Genomic DNA, 17,096 nt, shown 5'->3' with positions numbered 1-17,096 from the left:
TCTGCACCTCACGGCCGGCTCCGGACCGCCTCACGGTGGGCTCGGCACCACCTCACGGTGGGCTCGGCACCACCTCACGGCGGGCTCCGGACCGCCGGCGGTAGAACGGGTGCATGCGCAGACCTCAGCGGATCGAACCCGGACCCGGCCAGGAATCGGTGTGGGACTACCCACGGCCGCCGGCGGTGGAACCCGTCCGCGACCGGGTCGTCGTCCGGCTCGGCGGAGTCGTCGTCGCCGACACGACGGACGCGGTGCGGGTGCTCGAGACGTCCCACCCGCCGGTCTACTACCTGCCGGTCGCCGACCTCGCCGACGGTGCCCTCGTGCCGGCCGACGGGTCGAGCATGTGCGAGTTCAAGGGCCGGGCGCGCTACTTCGACGTGCGGGGCGGCGACAGCGTGGCACCGCGTGCCGCGTGGAACTACCCGACGCCGGAGCCGGGCTACGAGTCGTTGCGGGACCGCGTCGCGATCTACCCGTCGATGATGGACTCGTGCGAGGTCGGCGGCGAGGTCGTGCACGCCCAGGAGGGCGACTTCTACGGCGGGTGGATCACCGCGGACGTCGTCGGTCCGTTCAAGGGCGGGGCCGGCACGTTCGGGTGGTGACCCACCACCGGCCGGGAGGCGCGGTGCCAGCCCGCCCCGTGCCTCCCGGCCGGCGGGTGGGTGCGCTGGGCGCCGACGGCCGCTCCACCGGCCGCAGCCCGAGACTCGGCCAGGCGGACAGTTCTCGCCTCCCGGAGCGCGAGACGTGTCCGCCACCGCGAGACTCGCGCCGCACCCCGCGCGCGCCGCGGCGCGCGCGTCAGCGGTTGGCGTACGGCGACCAGAACGGCGGCGGGAACGCCCCGCCGGTGACGAGCACGAGCACCTGCCAGTAGAGCATCACGAGCCCGAGCCCGCAGATCACGCCCCCGATCCACGACCACACGCGCACGGCGCGACGGCGTCCGGCGATCCGGATCGCCCGCCAGCCGCAGAGGACCCCGACGGCGCCGAACACCGTCCCGAGGAGGAGGTGCCGCCCGGTCGCTTCGGCGGGCAGGAACAGGCCGAGGTAGAACGACACCGGCGCGAGCAGCACCGCCATCGTGGCAGGGGCGGCCGGCGGCTCGTGGTCCCGGGCGACGGCTGCCATGTCCTGACCGTACCGATCGACCGCCCGACCCGCCCGGGCCGTTGCACGTCGACCCGGACCGACGCCGCGCTCTGCGGATGTGTCCGACTCCCGCCGGTCGTCGGGCGTGCCGCGCGCGGGACGAGCACGATGGAGTCATGCGCTCCTTCCTCAGGGTCCTGCTGGGACTGTTCCTCGTGCTCGCCGGCGTCTCGCACCTGACGTTCGCCCGTCAGGACTTCCGTGCGCAGGTGCCGGAGTCGCTGCCGCTCGACACGGACGCGGTCGTGCTCGGGTCGGGCGTGGCCGAGGTCGGCCTCGGGTCGGCGCTGCTCTTCGCGCGGGGCTCCGGCCGTCGCCGCGTCGGCACGATCGCGGCGTGGTTCTTCGTCGCGGTGTTCCCCGGCAACGTCGCGCAGTGGCTGAACCGCCGGTCGGCGTTCGGCCTCGACACCGACGCGAAGCGCATCGGCCGGCTCTTCGGTCAGCCCCTCCTGATCGCCGCCGCCCTCTGGTCGACCCGCGGGCCCCGGTCCGGAGCGTGAGCGGCGTGGGCACGGCAGCGCGGACACCGGACCCCGGTCCGGACGTCGCTGTCGTCGTCGGCGCGCGGACCGGCCGGGAGGCACGCCACCCCCTGACAGGCGGCCGTCGCGTCGCGGACGTGGTCGCCACGGTCGTGCTCCTGGTCGCCCTGACCCTCGTGGCGATCGTGGCCGCGTGGGCAATCGTGTTCCTGTCGCTCAACTTCAGCTCGTGCAGTGCGCCGGGCAACAGCTGCAACGCGGTCCTCGGTGGAGCGGTGGTCTACGTCGGGCCGGTGCTCGTCGCGCTCGTGGTGGTCGGGGCGATCGTGTGGTCGCTGGTCCGGCTCGTCCGACGACGGATGGCGTGGGCGATCCCGGTCGTGGGCATCACCGCGGTCGTCGTGGTGTTCTTCGCGTGCCGCTTGCTCGTCGACGCGGCGGTGACCCGGGGCATCTGACCCGTTCCTGCACCGGGGCGGTCGCGGGCGGCGTCGTCCACAGATCGCGTCGGGGCCCTGCGGCGGGCCGGTGCCGGCCGCGACGCTGGGGTCATGCCAGACACCGACATGATCGCCCGCCTCACCGATGCACCCGTCCGGACCGACGCCGACGTCCTCGCCCTCGTCCGCGAGCTCATCGGCCGACCGCTGACCCGACAGTGCTGGGTCGTCTTCCTCGCCGAGCGGGGCGTCCCCATCCCGCTCCTGCTCCCCGTGTCCGAACTGCCCTACCAACCCGACGAGCACGTGGAGGACTTCGCCACGCTCATCGCCGACGTCACCGAGCAGGTCGAGGCCGACGACGTCCTGGTGGTCTGGGAACGGCCGGGGAACGACCAGGCGCACGCCGTCGACTGGGAATGGGTCGACGCCGTCGCGTGCTCGTTCGGGGAGCGGCACGTCCGGCTGCGCGGCCAGGTCATCGTGCACGACCGTGGGGTGGAGATGCTCGAGCTGGACGAGCCCGGCTCGCTCGTCGCGTGACCGAGGTCACTCGGGTCGGCCGCCGCGGGGTCAGCTCTGCGGAGCGGTGTCCGGCACCGTCTCGCCGGTCAGGCCCTCGACGACCGCCTTCGCCTCGGGCCAGAACTTCGCGTAGTGGTCGGGATCCGAGTTGATCTGCACCGCGTGGGCCATCTGCGTGGGAGTCATCGTCTTCCAGCCGGGGACCTTCACGAGCTTCGCGTAGAACATCGACGCGGCCGTGTACGGGTCCATCCGCTGTGCGTAGGTGCCCCACGCGCCGTTGTCCCGCTGCTGGAAGAGCCCTCGGCTGTCCGGGCCGGCGGCGTCACCGTGGTCGAGGTTCACCAGGCTCGACTCGCCGATCGCGGTCATCACCCCGACCGCCTGGGTGTGCGGGCCGATGCCGAGCGCCTCGGCCGCCTGGATGACGTACGCGGCGTTCACCAGGCGGTCCTGGCAGAACCCGGCGACCGGGCCCGCCGGCACCGCCATGCCGCCGATGGTCTTCGTGGCGGCAGCGGGACAGGTCGGGGTGGGGGCCGCCAGCGGACGAACGGCACCGGACAGCGAGTTGACTGCGACCACGACGAGCACGACGACGCCGATCACCGCCGCCACGACGCCCACACCGAACACGGACGCGAGGGTGATGCCGACGCGGCGCATGACGGGGTCCTCTCGGGCGGGGCGGTTCGGAGCATGACGAGGGTACGTGCACCTCCTGGAGAACCGCCCCCGCCCGATCGGGGGTGTCGTGGGTCGGCCGGTCAGCCTTCCTGGCGGTCGTGCTCGCGATCGGCGGTGGAGGGCTGCACGGCGGTGGGCTCGGTCACCAGCCCCGTCGGCGCCTTCTCGGTCTGCTTCCGGCCGTGCGTGAACCAGGTCACGAGCCACAGCACGATGCCGAGCGCGAGGAGTCCGCCGGCGATCTCGTACTGCTGCGGGTCGCGGTCGGACGACCACGGGAGCACCAGCCAGACGCAGGTGACGACGCCGATCACGGGGATGACGACCCCGGCGCGGAAGTGCCGGTGGTCGACCTTGTCCCGGCGGAGCACGAGCACCGACAGGTTCACGACCGCGAACACCGAGAGGAGCAGCAGCGAGGTCGTCCCGCCCAGGACCACGACGATCGGGGAGTCCGGGTTGAGGGACACCCACCCGATGAGCGCGAGGGAGATGAGCGTCGTGAACACGATCGCGGTCGACGGGGTGCGGCGGGCAGGCGAGACATGGGACAAGAACCCGGGCAGCACGCCCTGCTTGCTCATGCCGTAGAGCAGACGCGACGCCATCATCATGTTGATCAGGGCGGTGTTGGCGACGGCGAACATGGAGATGAACGGCAGGAGCGCGGCGATCGGGAAGCCCGGTGCCGCGGTCTGCACGACGGTCACGAGCGGGGTCTCGTTGCCGGCGAGCTCACCGATCGGCACGACCGCCACGGCGCAGATCGACACGAGCACGTAGATCACCGCGGTGATGCCGAGGCCGGTCAGCATCACCTTCGGGAAGATCCGCGAGGGGTCCTTGGTCTCCTCGGCCATGTTCACCGAGTCCTCGAAGCCGACCATCGCGAAGAACGCCAGCGACGTCGCGGTCGAGATCGACAGCAGCAGGGTCTTGTCCTCCGGGGTGTCGAACATCACCACGCGCGAGAAGTCCGCGTTGCCGCCGGCGATCGCCCAGAAGCCGATGAGGATGACCATCACGAGGCCGGAGAGCTCCACGAGGGTCAGCACCACGTTCGTCTTCACGCTCTCGCTGACGCCGCGGAAGTTCACCGCCATCACCAGGAGCATGAAGCCCATGCCGATGAGCATCACGACGGCGTTCGGTAGTTCGAGGCCGAACCCCGCGCCGAGGTTCGCCGCGAACGCACGCGAGGCCGTCGACGCGGACGTGATCCCGGAGCACATCACGATGAAGGTGACGATGAACGTGAGGAAGTGGACGCCGAACGCCTTGTGGACGTAGAGGGCAGCCCCGGCGGTCTGCGGGTACTTCGTCACGAGTTCGAGGTACGAGAACGCGGTCAGGAGCGCCACCGCGAACGCGATGAGGAACGGGAGCCACGCTGCTCCGCCGACCTCTGCGGCGACCTGACCGGTGAGCGCGTAGACCCCGGTACCGAGGATGTCGCCGACGATGAACAGCAGCAGCAGTTTCGGACCGATGACGCGGCGGAGCTCCGTCTGCTCCGCGGCGGGGCGGTCCTTCGTGGTGGTTGCCATGCCCCACCCTCTCCCGCTGACGAGATTCTGTCCAGTCGCACAGGATTCTCCGCGCTGACCGCGACAGGCCCGTGCCCCGCCTGAGGGTCCCGGCCGCGGGAACGCTCGGCCTCCCGTCACTACGCTCCGAGCCATGGACGACGACACGAACACCACCGAAGAGCCCGTCGAGTTCGCCGACTTCAACGCGAAGCTGCTCGTGCTCGACGTGCTCTGCTACGACCTCGACGTGCTCGAACCGTACGACGGCGACGACGCGGGGGAGACCGAGGAGGACCTCGACGTCGACGGCCAGGACGACCGGGCGCGCGAGTACTACGACGACCTCGACCTGCTGCCGTCGCACCTGGCGCTCGTGACCGAGCTGACCGTGGACTCCGACCTCGAGGTGCTGCAGGACGTGCACCCGGGCTGGGACGGGTCCGACGACCGCTACGACGTCCAGAACTGGGACGACCTGCTCGACCTGCCGGCCCTCGAGGTCGTGTACGCCGCGGCACCGCTGCCCGCGCACGTGGCCGAGCGGCTCGCCGAGAAGGGCGTCGAGGTCCGCTCGGCCTGACGCCGCCGGTCGCTCGGCCGGCAACGGCGCCGGTCGCTCGGCCGGCAACTTCCTGTCCGGTCCGGCGTTCGCACAACCGAAGTCGATGTGCGCCGTGCGATCGCGCGGTGCGGGCGCGCTTTGGTTGTGCGCTGACATCTCGCACCACTGCACGTGCGACGCGGATAGCTCACACGCACGTGCGGCCGCGGCTCGACCACTGGCGTGCGGGGACGCGGCGCGGCTCGACCAGTGGCCGCGCGTCAGCCCGAGGCGTCCCGGAGCGCCCGCATCTCGGCCGTGAACTGCGCCGCGCCGCCCTGCGCCGGGTGCCGGACGGCCACAGCGTCGATCCCCGCCAGCGCCAACGCGCCCTGCGCCTTCCGCCCGACGGCGACGACACGCACGCCACCCTCGTCACCCGGGCCGGCCGACGCGCCCGCACCCGGGCCGCCGTCCGCGTCCGGTCCCGCCACCGCCGCGACCGCACCTGTGTCTGCGCCCGCACCTGTGTCTGCGCCCGCTCGCAGCGTGCGCAGGTCTTCGAGCAACGCGAGCGCGACCGGAGCCCCCGCCCGGACCTCGGCGGGCCGCGGCGTCCGGTTCGTCAGCCGGTCCGGCGCGGCGAACGGGTGGTGTGGGAACACCGCCCACGCCAGCGGCAGCGGCCCACTCCACTCCGCGAGCACCGCCCGGACGACCCGCGACGACGCCTCCCACGGCGCGGTCGGCTCCGGCGGCACGAGGTACTCCGGCCCGAGCTCCCGCACGCTCGTGAACGGGACGCCCGTGTTCGTCATGCCGCGCCAGCCCGGAGCCTCGGCGACGAGGAGCATCGACGCCGATCGTCCGACCGAGTCGAGGTACGTGGCGAGGTTCGCGCGACGGAGCCGCCCCGCCGCGGTTGTCTCGTCGTAGAGGGCCTCGGCGTCGGACGCCACCGGCACCGCGTCGAGCGCCGCCCAGAACCGGTCGAACGGGTCGCCGCCGCTCACGGGCGCCTCGCACGGTGCGAGGGGTGCACGAGGTGGGCGGCACGGTGCGAGGTTCTGCGCACGGTGCGATGCCTGAGGCCTCGCACGCAGTGCAGAACCTCGCACCGAGCGCCCGGCGCGCCCACGCCGCCGGCCCGCGGCACGCGCACCTCGGCCCCCACCGCCTACTCCCGCCCGAGGACCCGGCGGTACACCTGCTCGAGCCCCGCCGCCGAACGCTCCCAGCTCAACCGCTCCGCGTGCTCCCGGCCCGCCGCAGCCAGCCCGGCCGCGTACTCGGCGTCCGTCAGGATGTGCGCGATCTCCGCTGCCCACACCCCGGGGTCGCGGGACTCGAGCACGACCCCGGTCTCGCCGTCGACCACGGCCTCGCGGAGACCCCCGGCAGCCGCGGCCACGACGGGCACCCCGGATGCTGAGCCCTCCAGCGCGACGAGGCCGTACGTCTCCGAGTGCGACGGGACCAGCACGGCTGCCGCGCCACGGAACAGGAATGCCAGGTCGGCTCGCGACTGCGGACCGACGAAGGTCACGCGGTCGGCGATGCCGTGCGCGGCCGCGAGCCGACGCAGCTCCGCCACGTAGTCGCCCGCCTCGCTCGAGGCATCGCCCGCGATGACGAGGGTGGGGCGGGCCTCCCGGTCGATGCCCGCGATCGCCTCGATCGCCAGGTCGAGGCCCTTCAACGGCTGGACCCGCGCTGCGGCGACCACGTATGGGACGTCGGCGCGTCGGGCGCTGGCCGCGGCCGGGCGGAACACCGAGCCGTCGACGCCCGGCGGGACGATCCAGACCCGCGCGCCGTCGCCGCCGAGGCGGTCGCGCACGGTCTCCGCCTCGGCCGAGGACACCACGACGACCGCGTCGGACTCCCGTGCGAGCAGTTGCTCGCCGGCCGGGCGCCCGGCGGACTCCGGACGCTCGCCCTCGGACAGCGGTGTGTCGGCCGCAGCCGCGATCGAGTGGAACGACTGCACGTGCGGGATGCCCCGGTCGCGGGCCACCGGGAGCGCCGCGACACCCGAGAACCAGTGGTGCGAGTGCAGGACGTCGTAGGGACCGAGACGGGTGAGCCCCTCGCGGAACGGCTCGATGAACGCGTCGTGCTCGCCCTTCGGCACCGGCTCGGCGGGTCCGGCGGACAGGAAGCGCAGGCACACCCCCGGCACCAGCGACACCGAGTCGGGCTGCGTCGGGGACGAGCGCCGCGTGACGATCTCGACGTGGTGGCCACGGTCGGCCAGCGCCTCGGCCTGGTGACGGACGACGACGTTCATCCCGCCGACTTCGCCGGAACCGGGTTCGTCGCCGGGGGAGGTGTGCAGCGACACCAGCCCGATGCGCAGGGGATCGGTGGTGGTCGTCACGCGTCCAGCCTACCGACGGGGCGCCGCTGGGACGCGCGTGCGGGCGCCACGACGACGGGCCGTCGGCCCGCTTCGTCCGGCGGCTCCGCCGGGTCGACCGGGAGGCCCGGATCACGTCCCAGCACCTGCACGCGTCCGTCGCCGTGCCGCTCCCAGAACGCAGCCGTCCAGGCGCACAGCGCGCCGTCGAGCAGATCCTCCCGGTGCTTGTGCGTCGGCCCGTGCAGCACGGAGGGCTCGGCGAGCCCGGCCGTCAGCGGGTGCGAGTCGAGCAGGAGCGGCGGGTCCAGGGGCGTGGTGCGGAGTCGCTCGACGAGCGCGTCGAACGCCACCGCTCGGCGCGCACGGGCCTCGGCTGCGGGGATCGTCGTGTCGAGCCGCTTGTACAGGGGGCGCTCGTCGTCGTACCCGAGCTCCTCGACACCGACGAGGGTCGTGTACGGGTAGCACTCGAACGCAGCGGGGCCGGTCCGCTCCCGCATCGTCGCCGTGCTGTCGACGTACCCGACGCCGAGCGCCGTCAGCCGGTCGAGCAGCCGGGCGCCGGCGCTCGCCGCGGAGGCGAGGTTCGTCGGGTTCGCGGCGACCTTCCACCGGCCGTAGCGCTGTCCGACCTGCCGTTCGGCCTCGCGGATGCCGGTGGGGTTCGTCACGACGAGCGAGGCGTCGACGGCGACGAGGGTGCGTGGTCCGAGGTGGTCCGTGATCCACTCGGTCACGGCGTCGACCCCGCGGGCCCAGTCGGCGTCGGTGATCGTGCCGTCCTGCGCCATCGCGACGAGACCGGTCTCGTTCGCGGGCTTCCGCTCCGAGCCGAGTCCCCACGCCAGGTCCACCCCGAGGTACGCCGTCACTCGACAAGCGTGCACGGGTCAGCTTGTTGTCCGCACAACGCGGCGATCCCCGTTCGGGGGGTACGCCGGACGGATGCGGAGTGCGCATCCTTGAGCGTTGGTCAAGGGTGAGGGAGTTGTGATGCGCTGGGGAACGATGACGACCAAGGCGAAGGCCACGGTCGTGGTGGTCGTCGCGGCCGCGATCTGGGTCGGCGGCGTCGGTTCGGCTGGTGCGTTGGTCGGTGTGGTCGTGTCGAGCACGTCTGCGTCCGTTCCGTCGGTGACAGCTGCGGCGCGACCGCTCCTGCACTCGGCTGCCCCAACCCCGTCAGGCGTCTCGACGGACAGTGCGGTGCCGACGCCCAGCCAGACGGTGACTGCTTCTCCCACGCCCACGCCAGAGATCGTCGTCACGATGGTCTCCGAGCGCACGCCGGTGCCCTTCGCACGCACGACGGTCGAGGACTCGACGGTCCCCAAGGGGGAGTCCCACGTCACGACGGCGGGGGTCGACGGTGCGAAGACGACCTTCTACCGCGTGACGACCGTCGACGGCGTGGAGACGAAACGGCAACAGGTCCGTGAGGAGTTGAACCGCGCTCCCGTCGCCGAGGTGACGACGATCGGGACGTACGTCGCTCCGGCACCGGCCGCACAGGAGCCGAGCGTGCCGCAGGGGCATGCGCTCATCACACCGGGCGCGTTCTGCGCTGATGCCGAGAACGGGGTCGTCGCGCAAGCCGCGAACGGACGCTCGTACACGTGTGGCGGCCACGGGCCGGACGCGAACGGCCATCTCCACTGGAACACCATGTGAGACCGGCTCGGAGCAGGGGCAGGCACGCCCGTGTACGGTCCGCTGCATGGCGAGCGAGGCGACGACGCTGACGGTCCCCGGCCCGGACGGCGACCGGGAGGTCCGGATCAGCAGCCCGTCCCGCGTGCTCTGGACCGAGCCGGGCATCACGAAGCTCGACCTCGCGGAGTACCTCGTCGCGGTCGGGGACGCCTTCGTCCGGGCGAACGGCGACCGCCCGATCTCGCTGCAGCGGTTCCCCGGCGGGGTCGACGGCGAGGACTTCTTCTCGAAGAACCCGCCGAAGGGCGCGCCCGACTACGTCCGTGACGTCACGGTCACGTACCCGAGCGGCCGGAAGCACCCGCAGCTCGTGGTCGACGAGCCGGCCGTCGCGGTGTGGGCGGCGCAGATGAACACGGTGGTGTTCCACCCGTGGGCCTCGCGCGCCGAGGACCCGGACCACCCCGACCAACTCCGCATCGACCTCGACCCGCAGCCCGGGACGGAGTTCCGCGACACCGTGCCGGTCGCCCACGAGCTCCGCAAGGTCCTCGCCGAGGTCGGCCTGACGGCGTGGATCAAGACGAGCGGCAACCGCGGCCTGCACGTCTTCGCGCCGGTGCGTCCCGAGCACGAGTTCCTCGACGTGCGGCACGCGGTGATCGCCGCGGCACGGGAGCTCGAGCGGCGGATGCCCGACGAGGTGACGACCGCGTGGTGGAAGGAGGAGCGCGGGCAGCGCGTCTTCGTGGACTTCAACCAGGCCAACCGCGACCGGACGATGGCGGGCGCGTACAGCCCCCGGGCGCTCCCGCACGCCAGCGTCTCGACGCCGATCACCTGGGAGGAGCTCGGCTCCGTCGACCCGCGGACGTTCACGGTGCGGTCGGTGCCCGAGCGACTCCGTGCGCGGGGCGACGCGTGGGAGGCGATGCACGCCGAGCCGGGCGACGTCGGTCCGTTGCTCGAGTGGTGGGACCGGGACCTCGGCAACGGCCTGGGGGAGCTGCCGTTCCCGCCGGACTTCCCGAAGATGCCGGGCGAGCCGCCGCGGGTGCAGCCGTCGCGCGCGAAGAAGGCCGAGGACCGCTAGCTGCGCTCGTCGACGATCGGCGCGCTGTCGTCCACCCGCGTCGTCCGCATCGGCAGGCTGACGCTCGCCGTGTTGAGCCGCGTCAAGCGCGACCAAGTGCCGCGGTGCGTCTCGCTGATGCCGTCGATGACCATGGTGTCCTCCTTGCCCCCGAGGTTACTAGGTAGCCTAACTAAGTCGAGCATACGAGCGAGAATCGGACAGGGCAAGCACTACTCGAGCACTGCTCGCAGATCCCAGGCGACGGGGACGTCGAGCTGGTCGTAGCGACAGGACTCCGGGTCGCGGTCCGGACGCCACCGCTCGAACTGCACGGTGTGCCGGAACCGGTCGCCCTCCATCTGGTCGTAGCGGACCTCGAGCACCCGAGCCGGCGTCAGCCGGACGAACGACGTGTCGCGACCCGACGAGAAGCGCGACCGTTCCCCGTCACCGGTGACGGGCCTCCCGTCCGCGTCCCGGAGGACCACCGGGTCGAGCTCATCGACCAACTCGACCCGGCGCTCGTCGGAGAAGGCGGACACACCACCGACCTGCCGCAGCTCGCCGTCGGCGTCGTACAACCCCACGAGCAGCGAGCCGACCCCGCGCCCGCTCTTGTGCACCCGGTAGCCGATCGCGACGACGTCCGCGGTCCGGTGGTGCTTGACCTTGAGCATGGTCCGCTTGCCGGGCTCGTACGGACGCGCGCGGGGCTTCGCCACGACGCCGTCGAGGCCGGCGCCCTCGAACGTGGTGAACCACTCGCGGGCGGTGTCGACGTCGAGTGTCGTGCGGGTGACGAACAGCGGGTCGGCGAGGTCGGTCGCGAGGGCCTCGAGCCGCTCCCGGCGCTCGTCGAACGTGCGGTCGAGCAACTCCTCGCCGTCGACCGCGAGCAGATCGAACGCGATGAACTGGGCCGGGGTCTCGCGGCTGAGCTTCGTGATCCGCGACTCCGCCGGGTGGATGCGCTGCGAGAGTGCGTCCCAGTCGAGCCGCTCGGAGCCCGGCTCGCCGGTGCGGAGGACCACCTCGCCGTCCAGGACGACCGGGTGCTCCCGCCCGCCGAGCTGCGCGCGGAAGGTCTCGACGAGCTCCGGGAAGTACCGCGTCAGCGGCTTCGCACCGCGGCTGCCGATCTCGACGTGGTCGCCGTCGACGGTCACGATCCCGCGGAACCCGTCCCACTTCGGCTCGTACCGGAGCCCGCCGCGGACGCTGTCCGGCTCCGGGACGGTCGGCACGGCCTTCGCGAGCATGGGTGCGGTGTCCATGCGGCCTGTCTACTCGTGCGGGGTCGGGTCACGGCACCGGGTCGCGTTCCGCGACGTGGTCCTCCGTTCGGTCGGTGGCAGTTCCGGTTCACGATCCGCGAGTTCCGTGCACCGGAACTGCCAGCGCACGGATCCGGGTGGCGGTCCGGTCGCGGACGCGACGCGGTCGGCCCGGTCGGCCAGGAGGCCCGGTGCGGCCCCGGCGCGGCGGCGCGCGTCGCTAGGGTGGGCGCGTGACGACCGTGCCCCCGCCGGCAGCGCCGGCACCGGAACCGATCAGTCCCGTGCAGGCCGCGGCGCTCCGTGACGGCGTCCTGCCGCCGGTCGAGGAGATCCGCCCCGGCGTCTGGACCCTCGCCGTCCCGTTCCGCTTCGGTGTCCCGGACGCCACGCTCGTCTACGTGGTCGAGGGCACGGACGGGATCCTCACCCTCATCGATCCCGGATGGTCCGCCGACGACGACCTCGCCGTCCTCCGCGAGGGTCTGGCGGCCATCGGTCGCTCGCTGGAGGACGTGGGGCTCGTCGTCGTGACGCACCTCCACGCCGACCACCTCGGCGCTGCCGACGCGGTCCGGCGCGCGAGCGGGGCGCGCGTGGCCATGCACCGCCTCGAGGTGGAGGCGCTCCGGCACGAACGGCGCAACGCACGTGCGAACGACGCCGACATCGCAACGTGGGGGCTCCCGGAGGAGCTGCGTGCCGGCGTGGTCGAGACCTGGGGGAGCGGCCGTCGCATCGGCCTGGGCCGCGTGGTCGAGCCCTTCGCGGACCTGCTGCTCGAGGACGGCGACGTCGTGCCGATCGCCGGTCGGACGATCCGCGCGCTGTGGACGCCCGGGCACACGACCGGGCACTGCTGCTTCGTGGACGAGCAGGACGGACTGCTCTTCACCGGGGACCACGTCCTGCCGCGCATCAACTCGGGGATCGGTCTGGGCGGCCGGACCGGGACGAACCCGCTCGGGGACTACCTGGCGTCACTCGGTCGTCTCGACGGGTACGAGGACCTCGAGGTGTGCCCGGGCCACGAGTACCGGTTCCGCGACGTCGTCGCACGGGCGCGGGTCCTCGTCCGGCACCGGGAGGAACGCTCACGGCACGTCGCCGAGGCCCTCGACGCCCTGCACGGCCCCACCCTGTACGAGGTCGCTTCGCGGGTGCCGTTCAGCGGTGGGATCGAGTCCATGACCGGCTTCCTGCTGGCGAGCGCCCTGACGCAGACGGCGTACCACATCGCCCTCCTCGGTCGGTCGGACGAGGTCCGTCCCGCCTGAGGGATCAGGCGAGCGTGGCTGCCAGGCGCTCGAGGGTCGTCTTCGCGTCGGCGAACTCGGCCGCGGCGTGGTCGGCGAGCGGTGCGAGGTCGGGCAGACGGTCGGCGAGGGTGGCGCTCACCGTGACGGGGTAGTGCTTCATGCCGAGCGCGGTCCCGAGGATGATCTGGAGCACGGGCGAGCCGTGGTCCCAGCCCTCCGTCGGGGTGTCCGCGTCGTAGGTGCCGCCTCGGCTGACGACGGTGACGACCGGCCGGCCCTCGAGCGGCTGGACGTCGCCGACCAGCACGCCCGGGATGTGCACCCGGTCCAGCCACGCCTTGAGCGTCGACGGCACGGTGTAGTTGTAGAGCGGCGACCCGACGAGCACGACGTCGGCGGCCAGGAGCTCGTCGATGACCTCCTGGCGCAGTGCCTCGGCCTCGGGCGCGACGACCTCGTCGGCGGTGCGGTCCGCGGCTGCCCAGTGCAGCGCGGAGGTCTCGAGGTGGGGGAGCTGGTCCACGTGCAGGTCGCGGCGGACCACCGTGTACTCCGGGCCGCGGGCACGCCAGGCTTCGGCGAACGCCGCAGTCAGGGCGCGGGAGCGCGAGTGGGCGAGGTCGGCGGAGGAATCGATGTGCAGGAGCGTGGGCATGTGCCCACGCTACCGACGGGCGCCCCCGCTGTGACGACGACGGCCCCGTCGCGCCGTGCGGGGCGGGACGGGGCCGGGTCGGGCCTCCCGTCGGTCACGCGGACACGCGACCGACGGGAGGCGCCGGGATCAGCGCTGGGCGCGACGGCGGCGCAGCGTGCGCGCACCGATCAGGCCGGCGCCGGCGAGCACGAGGCCGAGTGCCCAGGGCAGGGCGCCGGTCGCGTCGGAGCCCGTGTAGGCGAGCTGGACACCGGTGCCGGTGCCGGTGGCGGTCGGGGTGACCACGACGGCCGGCGCGGCGACGGGCTGGACCTCGACGTCGAAGGAGATCGGCTCGAGGGCCTGGGCCGAGACGCTCAGCCGGTGGGTCGACGCGTGCGGGAAGGTGACGCTCGAGACGCCGTAGCCCTCCGCGCCGTTCTCCGTGTACGGCTTGATGACGTCGCTCGCGACGTCCGACGTGACGGTTGCCTGCACGACGTCGTTCTCGTCCTCGGGGTAGACGTCGTTGCCGAAACGGTCCACGGGCGAGCCGTAGACCAGGAGCGTGCCGCCCTGCTTGACCGAGACGTGGTCGCGGAGGTCACCGATCTCCGGGAACCCGTCCTCGTCGACCGCGAGGTCGAACCCGAGCACGGTGCCGTCCGGGCGGATGATGTACTCCGCGCCCTTGCCGTTGTCGATGAGTCCCTTGTCGAGCGCGACGGCGGCCAGGCCGTACGCGGCGCCCGGGTCGACCGTCAGCTCGACGTACTGGGTGGTGGAGACGTCGCCGCTCGTGGCGGTCACGGCGAAGTCGTACCACGACGCCTCGGTCGCGGTGCCGCTCAGCTCGCCGGTCGCCGGGTCGAACGTGATGCCCTTCGGCAGTTGGTCGTCGGGCGTGATCTCGCCGTCGCCGTTGACGTCCGCGTCGGACTCGAAGCCGGCCCCGAGCGTGTTCTCGGCCGCGGCCTGCGACTGGGTCTCGACGACGTTGCCGATCGAGTCCTCCTCGTCGCCGTAGTACCAGGAGAGCTGGTAGGTCGGCGCGGGGTAGCCCTCGGCGCGGAACGTGTACGAGTAGGCCTCGCCGGCGGTCGCGTCATCGATGAACAGCGTGTCCTCGTCCGCTACCGTGCCGCCCACGATCGGGGTGCCGGAGGCGTCGACGAACACCGGGTCCTGCGTGACCTCGGCGGTCTTCGCGGAGGCCTTGACGTCGGTGCCCTCGGAGTCCTTGCCCGTGACGGTCACGACGATGACCGCGCCGACGTCCGTGGGCTGGAGGTCGTAGAACTGGTCGTTCGACAGCTGTTCCTTGGTCGCCTGGTTCGTCCAGACGAACTCCGGCGTGGCGAGCTCCTTGTCGAAGCCGGTCGTCGTCGCCTTGAGGGTCGAACCGACCTTCGCGGTGCCCGTGATCGTGACCGTGGGAGCGGCCACCGCGGCGGGGGTGACGTCCTGCGTGCTGCTGCCCGAGCCCGGGAGGAGCGGCTTGGCCGGGGCGGTGGTCTTCGCGGGGGCCGGCTCGCCCGTGGTCGGTGCGGGGTCGGCCGTGGCCGACGAGTCCGGCTCGCCGGTCGGGGTCGGGGTCGCGGTCGGGTCGGTCGTCGGGTCGGTGCTCGCGTCCGACGGCGTCGGGTCGACCGTCGCGGTCGGCGTCGGCTCGCTGACGGTCTCGGCGTTCGCGGCGGTCGCGGTCATGACGCCGAGGCCGGTCGTCAGGACGACCAGTGCGGCGGTGGTCCCCAGCGCACAGGCGCGTCGGACGGTGGAAGTGCTGCGGCGCACGTTCTCCCCCAGGTGTTCAGGTCCGGACGGGTTCCGGATCATGTGAATCCGCCGAGAAGGCTCGGCTCTCGGATCGTAGGGGTCGGAGGGGCGCCTGAGGGGCCTCGAAGCCGAAATGTGACCTGGGTTGGGGGGATCGTGCGGGAACCGCCAGGGGCGCGGTGTCGATCGACACCACGCCCCTGGCGGTCCCGGATCGGACCGTGTCAGATCCGACGGCGTCGCAGTCGGAAGCCGAGCAGCGTCGCCCCGGCTGCCAGCAGGCCCGCACCCCATGCGATCGGGGTGCGCTCGTCGGCGCCGGTGTAGGCGAGCGTCGCACCCGTTCCCGTCGCCGACGTCGCGACCGCGGTGGTCGCCAGCGGCTGCACGGCGACGGTGAACGACGTCGAGACGCCGTCCTGTGAGACGGTGAGCCGGTGCTGCGAGGCATGCGGGAAGGTGATCCGCACGACGTGCTTCGCCGTGTCCGGCACGATCCGGTCGGAGGCGACCGAGCTCGTCAGCGTCGCGAGCGGCTGGCCCGTCGTCTGGGGCTCGGTCGAGTTGCCGAAGCGGTCGACCGCGATGCCCGACACGACGAGCGTGCCGTTCTGCTTCGCCGGGATCGAGGACACCGTGCCCAGGTCCTTGCCGGTGCCGGTGAAGGCCGTGATCGTGCCGCTCGGGCCGACCTCGTACGCGGTGCTGCCCGGGGTCCCGTGACCGACGAAAGTGATCAGGCCGATCGGCGCCGCGGGGCGGACCGTGAGCCGGACGTACTCGGTCGCGGTGGTCTTCCCGCGGAGCGCGACGACCTCGAAGTCGTACGTTCCGGCCGTGGTCTCGGTGCTCGTCAGCACACCGGTCGACACGTTGACCGTGAACGCCGACGAGGGGGCGTCCTGGATCGCGTAGGCGAGCGATCCGCTGCCGCCCACAGCCCGGAAGGTGTGCGTGAAGGTCGTCCCAGCGGTGGCGGTGAGCGCGAGCGGCTGCGCCTTGGTCGACGGCTCGGTGAAGGACAGCGGTGAGGGTGCGACGGTGACCCGGACGTACTCGGTGACCTGTTCGCCACCGCTCAGCGCGACGACCTCGAAGTCGAACGTCCCGGCCGTCGTCGGCGTGGCGCTGAGCACGCCCGTCTCGACGTTCACCGTCCAGGCGCTCGACGGCGCGTCCTGGATCGCGTACCCGACGGTGCCGTTGCCGCCCGTCGTGTGGAAGGTGTGGCTGAACGGCGTGCCGACGGTGGCGCTGAGGGCGAGCGGGTCGGCCTTCGTGGACGGCTCGGTGAAGGCGAGCGCCGTGCTCGCTGCCGGGGTCGTGGCGGCCTGCGCCGTGGCAGCAGGAGCCGTGGTCGCCGGTGCCGACGTCGACGCCGGTGCCGTGTCGGTGGCAGCGTTCGCCGCGGAGACGCCGAAGGCGGCCCCCGAACCGACGGTGACGACCGCGATCGCGGTCGCCGCGACGAGTGCGGCCCGACGGCGCGACGACGAGGTGGTGGAGCGCATGGATTCCCCCCTGGGATGTCCGGGTTCGCAGGGCGGCCATCCGCTCCTGTCGACGCTGACGCTACGGCTTCGAGGCGGCCCGCGGGTGGCCTGCACGTTGCGGTTCCATCACGGAACGATTCGGGTCCGCACAGCATGTGACCTGGGGTTTTGTTCAGCAATCGACGTCGGACGGGAG

The 17,096-nt window shown here is 72.5% G+C and carries 19 protein-coding genes; 8 read left to right on the top strand and 11 right to left on the bottom strand.

Features of this window, described 5'->3' with window-relative positions; translation table 11 throughout:
* The first annotated feature begins 113 nt into the window (after positions 1-113).
* Positions 114-611 carry a DUF427 domain-containing protein gene (locus IEY20_RS06745; protein ID WP_175329596.1) on the top strand — a complete coding sequence of 166 codons (498 nt, stop codon included), beginning with the start codon at positions 114-116 and terminating at the stop codon, positions 609-611.
* 199 nt (positions 612-810) lie between these two features.
* On the opposite strand, the gene IEY20_RS06740 is transcribed toward IEY20_RS06745, so the two are convergent.
* On the bottom strand, positions 811-1,143 hold the full coding sequence (locus IEY20_RS06740) for a hypothetical protein (RefSeq protein ID WP_175329597.1): 333 nt from the start codon (positions 1,141-1,143) through the stop codon (positions 811-813).
* A gap of 137 nt (positions 1,144-1,280) precedes the next feature.
* Here IEY20_RS06740 and IEY20_RS06735 point away from each other — a divergent pair, with 137 nt between their 5' ends.
* From IEY20_RS06735 to IEY20_RS06725, 3 genes are all read left to right on the top strand, one after another.
* Positions 1,281-1,667: a DoxX family protein gene (locus tag IEY20_RS06735; RefSeq protein ID WP_175329598.1), complete on the top strand. Its 387-nt coding sequence runs from the start codon at positions 1,281-1,283 to the stop codon at positions 1,665-1,667.
* A gap of 5 nt (positions 1,668-1,672) precedes the next feature.
* A complete protein-coding gene (locus tag IEY20_RS06730; RefSeq protein ID WP_175329599.1) occupies positions 1,673-2,107 on the top strand; it encodes a DUF6264 family protein in 435 nt (144 codons plus the stop codon).
* Positions 2,108-2,200: 93 nt separating this feature from the next.
* The gene (locus IEY20_RS06725) at positions 2,201-2,632 is read left to right on the top strand and encodes a hypothetical protein (protein ID WP_175329600.1); all 432 of its coding nucleotides are present in this window, start codon (positions 2,201-2,203) and stop codon (positions 2,630-2,632) included.
* A gap of 30 nt (positions 2,633-2,662) precedes the next feature.
* On the opposite strand, the gene IEY20_RS06720 is transcribed toward IEY20_RS06725, so the two are convergent.
* Both IEY20_RS06720 and IEY20_RS06715 read right to left on the bottom strand, forming a co-directional pair.
* The gene (locus IEY20_RS06720) at positions 2,663-3,280 is read right to left on the bottom strand and encodes a hypothetical protein (protein WP_175329601.1); all 618 of its coding nucleotides are present in this window, start codon (positions 3,278-3,280) and stop codon (positions 2,663-2,665) included.
* 101 nt (positions 3,281-3,381) lie between these two features.
* Positions 3,382-4,848 (bottom strand): APC family permease, encoded by a 1,467-nt coding sequence (locus tag IEY20_RS06715; RefSeq protein WP_175329602.1) that lies wholly within the window; start codon positions 4,846-4,848, stop codon positions 3,382-3,384.
* A gap of 133 nt (positions 4,849-4,981) precedes the next feature.
* Between IEY20_RS06715 and IEY20_RS06710 the strand changes: the two genes are divergently transcribed.
* Positions 4,982-5,410: a DUF6892 domain-containing protein gene (locus IEY20_RS06710; protein ID WP_175329603.1), complete on the top strand. Its 429-nt coding sequence runs from the start codon at positions 4,982-4,984 to the stop codon at positions 5,408-5,410.
* Positions 5,411-5,652: 242 nt separating this feature from the next.
* On the opposite strand, the gene IEY20_RS06705 is transcribed toward IEY20_RS06710, so the two are convergent.
* The 3 genes from IEY20_RS06705 to IEY20_RS06695 form a co-directional block, all read right to left on the bottom strand.
* Entirely contained in the window at positions 5,653-6,384 is a 732-nt protein-coding gene (locus IEY20_RS06705; RefSeq protein WP_175329604.1) for a uracil-DNA glycosylase, read from the bottom strand.
* Between the two features lie 164 nt (positions 6,385-6,548).
* Positions 6,549-7,751 (bottom strand): glycosyltransferase, encoded by a 1,203-nt coding sequence (locus IEY20_RS06700; protein WP_175329605.1) that lies wholly within the window; start codon positions 7,749-7,751, stop codon positions 6,549-6,551.
* Positions 7,748-8,605 (bottom strand): DUF429 domain-containing protein, encoded by an 858-nt coding sequence (locus tag IEY20_RS06695; RefSeq protein WP_188888989.1) that lies wholly within the window; start codon positions 8,603-8,605, stop codon positions 7,748-7,750. The genes IEY20_RS06700 and IEY20_RS06695 overlap by 4 nt, the downstream gene beginning before the upstream one ends.
* A 121-nt stretch (positions 8,606-8,726) precedes the next feature.
* Between IEY20_RS06695 and IEY20_RS06690 the strand changes: the two genes are divergently transcribed.
* A complete protein-coding gene (locus IEY20_RS06690; protein ID WP_175329607.1) occupies positions 8,727-9,404 on the top strand; it encodes a G5 domain-containing protein in 678 nt (225 codons plus the stop codon).
* 46 nt (positions 9,405-9,450) lie between these two features.
* Complete coding sequence (ligD, locus tag IEY20_RS06685; RefSeq protein ID WP_022903255.1) at positions 9,451-10,479, top strand: non-homologous end-joining DNA ligase; 1,029 nt, start codon at positions 9,451-9,453, stop codon at positions 10,477-10,479.
* Here the strand turns inward: ligD and IEY20_RS06680 are convergent.
* The gene (locus tag IEY20_RS06680; protein WP_188888987.1) at positions 10,476-10,664 is read right to left on the bottom strand and encodes a hypothetical protein; all 189 of its coding nucleotides are present in this window, start codon (positions 10,662-10,664) and stop codon (positions 10,476-10,478) included. The genes ligD and IEY20_RS06680 overlap by 4 nt on opposite strands.
* Positions 10,665-10,691: 27 nt before the next feature.
* Complete coding sequence (locus tag IEY20_RS06675) at positions 10,692-11,735, bottom strand: ATP-dependent DNA ligase (protein WP_175329608.1); 1,044 nt, start codon at positions 11,733-11,735, stop codon at positions 10,692-10,694.
* Between the two features lie 233 nt (positions 11,736-11,968).
* Between IEY20_RS06675 and IEY20_RS06670 the strand changes: the two genes are divergently transcribed.
* Complete coding sequence (locus IEY20_RS06670; protein ID WP_175329609.1) at positions 11,969-13,012, top strand: MBL fold metallo-hydrolase; 1,044 nt, start codon at positions 11,969-11,971, stop codon at positions 13,010-13,012.
* Positions 13,013-13,016: 4 nt separating this feature from the next.
* On the opposite strand, the gene IEY20_RS06665 is transcribed toward IEY20_RS06670, so the two are convergent.
* From IEY20_RS06665 to IEY20_RS06655, 3 genes are all read right to left on the bottom strand, one after another.
* Complete coding sequence (locus IEY20_RS06665; protein ID WP_022903258.1) at positions 13,017-13,649, bottom strand: FMN-dependent NADH-azoreductase; 633 nt, start codon at positions 13,647-13,649, stop codon at positions 13,017-13,019.
* A gap of 129 nt (positions 13,650-13,778) precedes the next feature.
* Positions 13,779-15,425: a putative Ig domain-containing protein gene (locus IEY20_RS06660; protein ID WP_175329610.1), complete on the bottom strand. Its 1,647-nt coding sequence runs from the start codon at positions 15,423-15,425 to the stop codon at positions 13,779-13,781.
* Positions 15,426-15,631: 206 nt separating this feature from the next.
* Positions 15,632-16,918, bottom strand: coding sequence for a hypothetical protein (locus tag IEY20_RS06655; protein ID WP_175329611.1), 1,287 nt, complete (start codon positions 16,916-16,918; stop codon positions 15,632-15,634).
* Positions 16,919-17,096: the final 178 nt, after the last annotated feature.

Source organism: Curtobacterium luteum (assembly GCF_014646995.1).
In the GTDB taxonomy this organism is placed as follows: domain Bacteria; phylum Actinomycetota; class Actinomycetes; order Actinomycetales; family Microbacteriaceae; genus Curtobacterium; species Curtobacterium luteum.
Note: the sequence above shows the minus strand (reverse complement) of the source record. Positions and strands in the feature narration are given on the sequence as shown.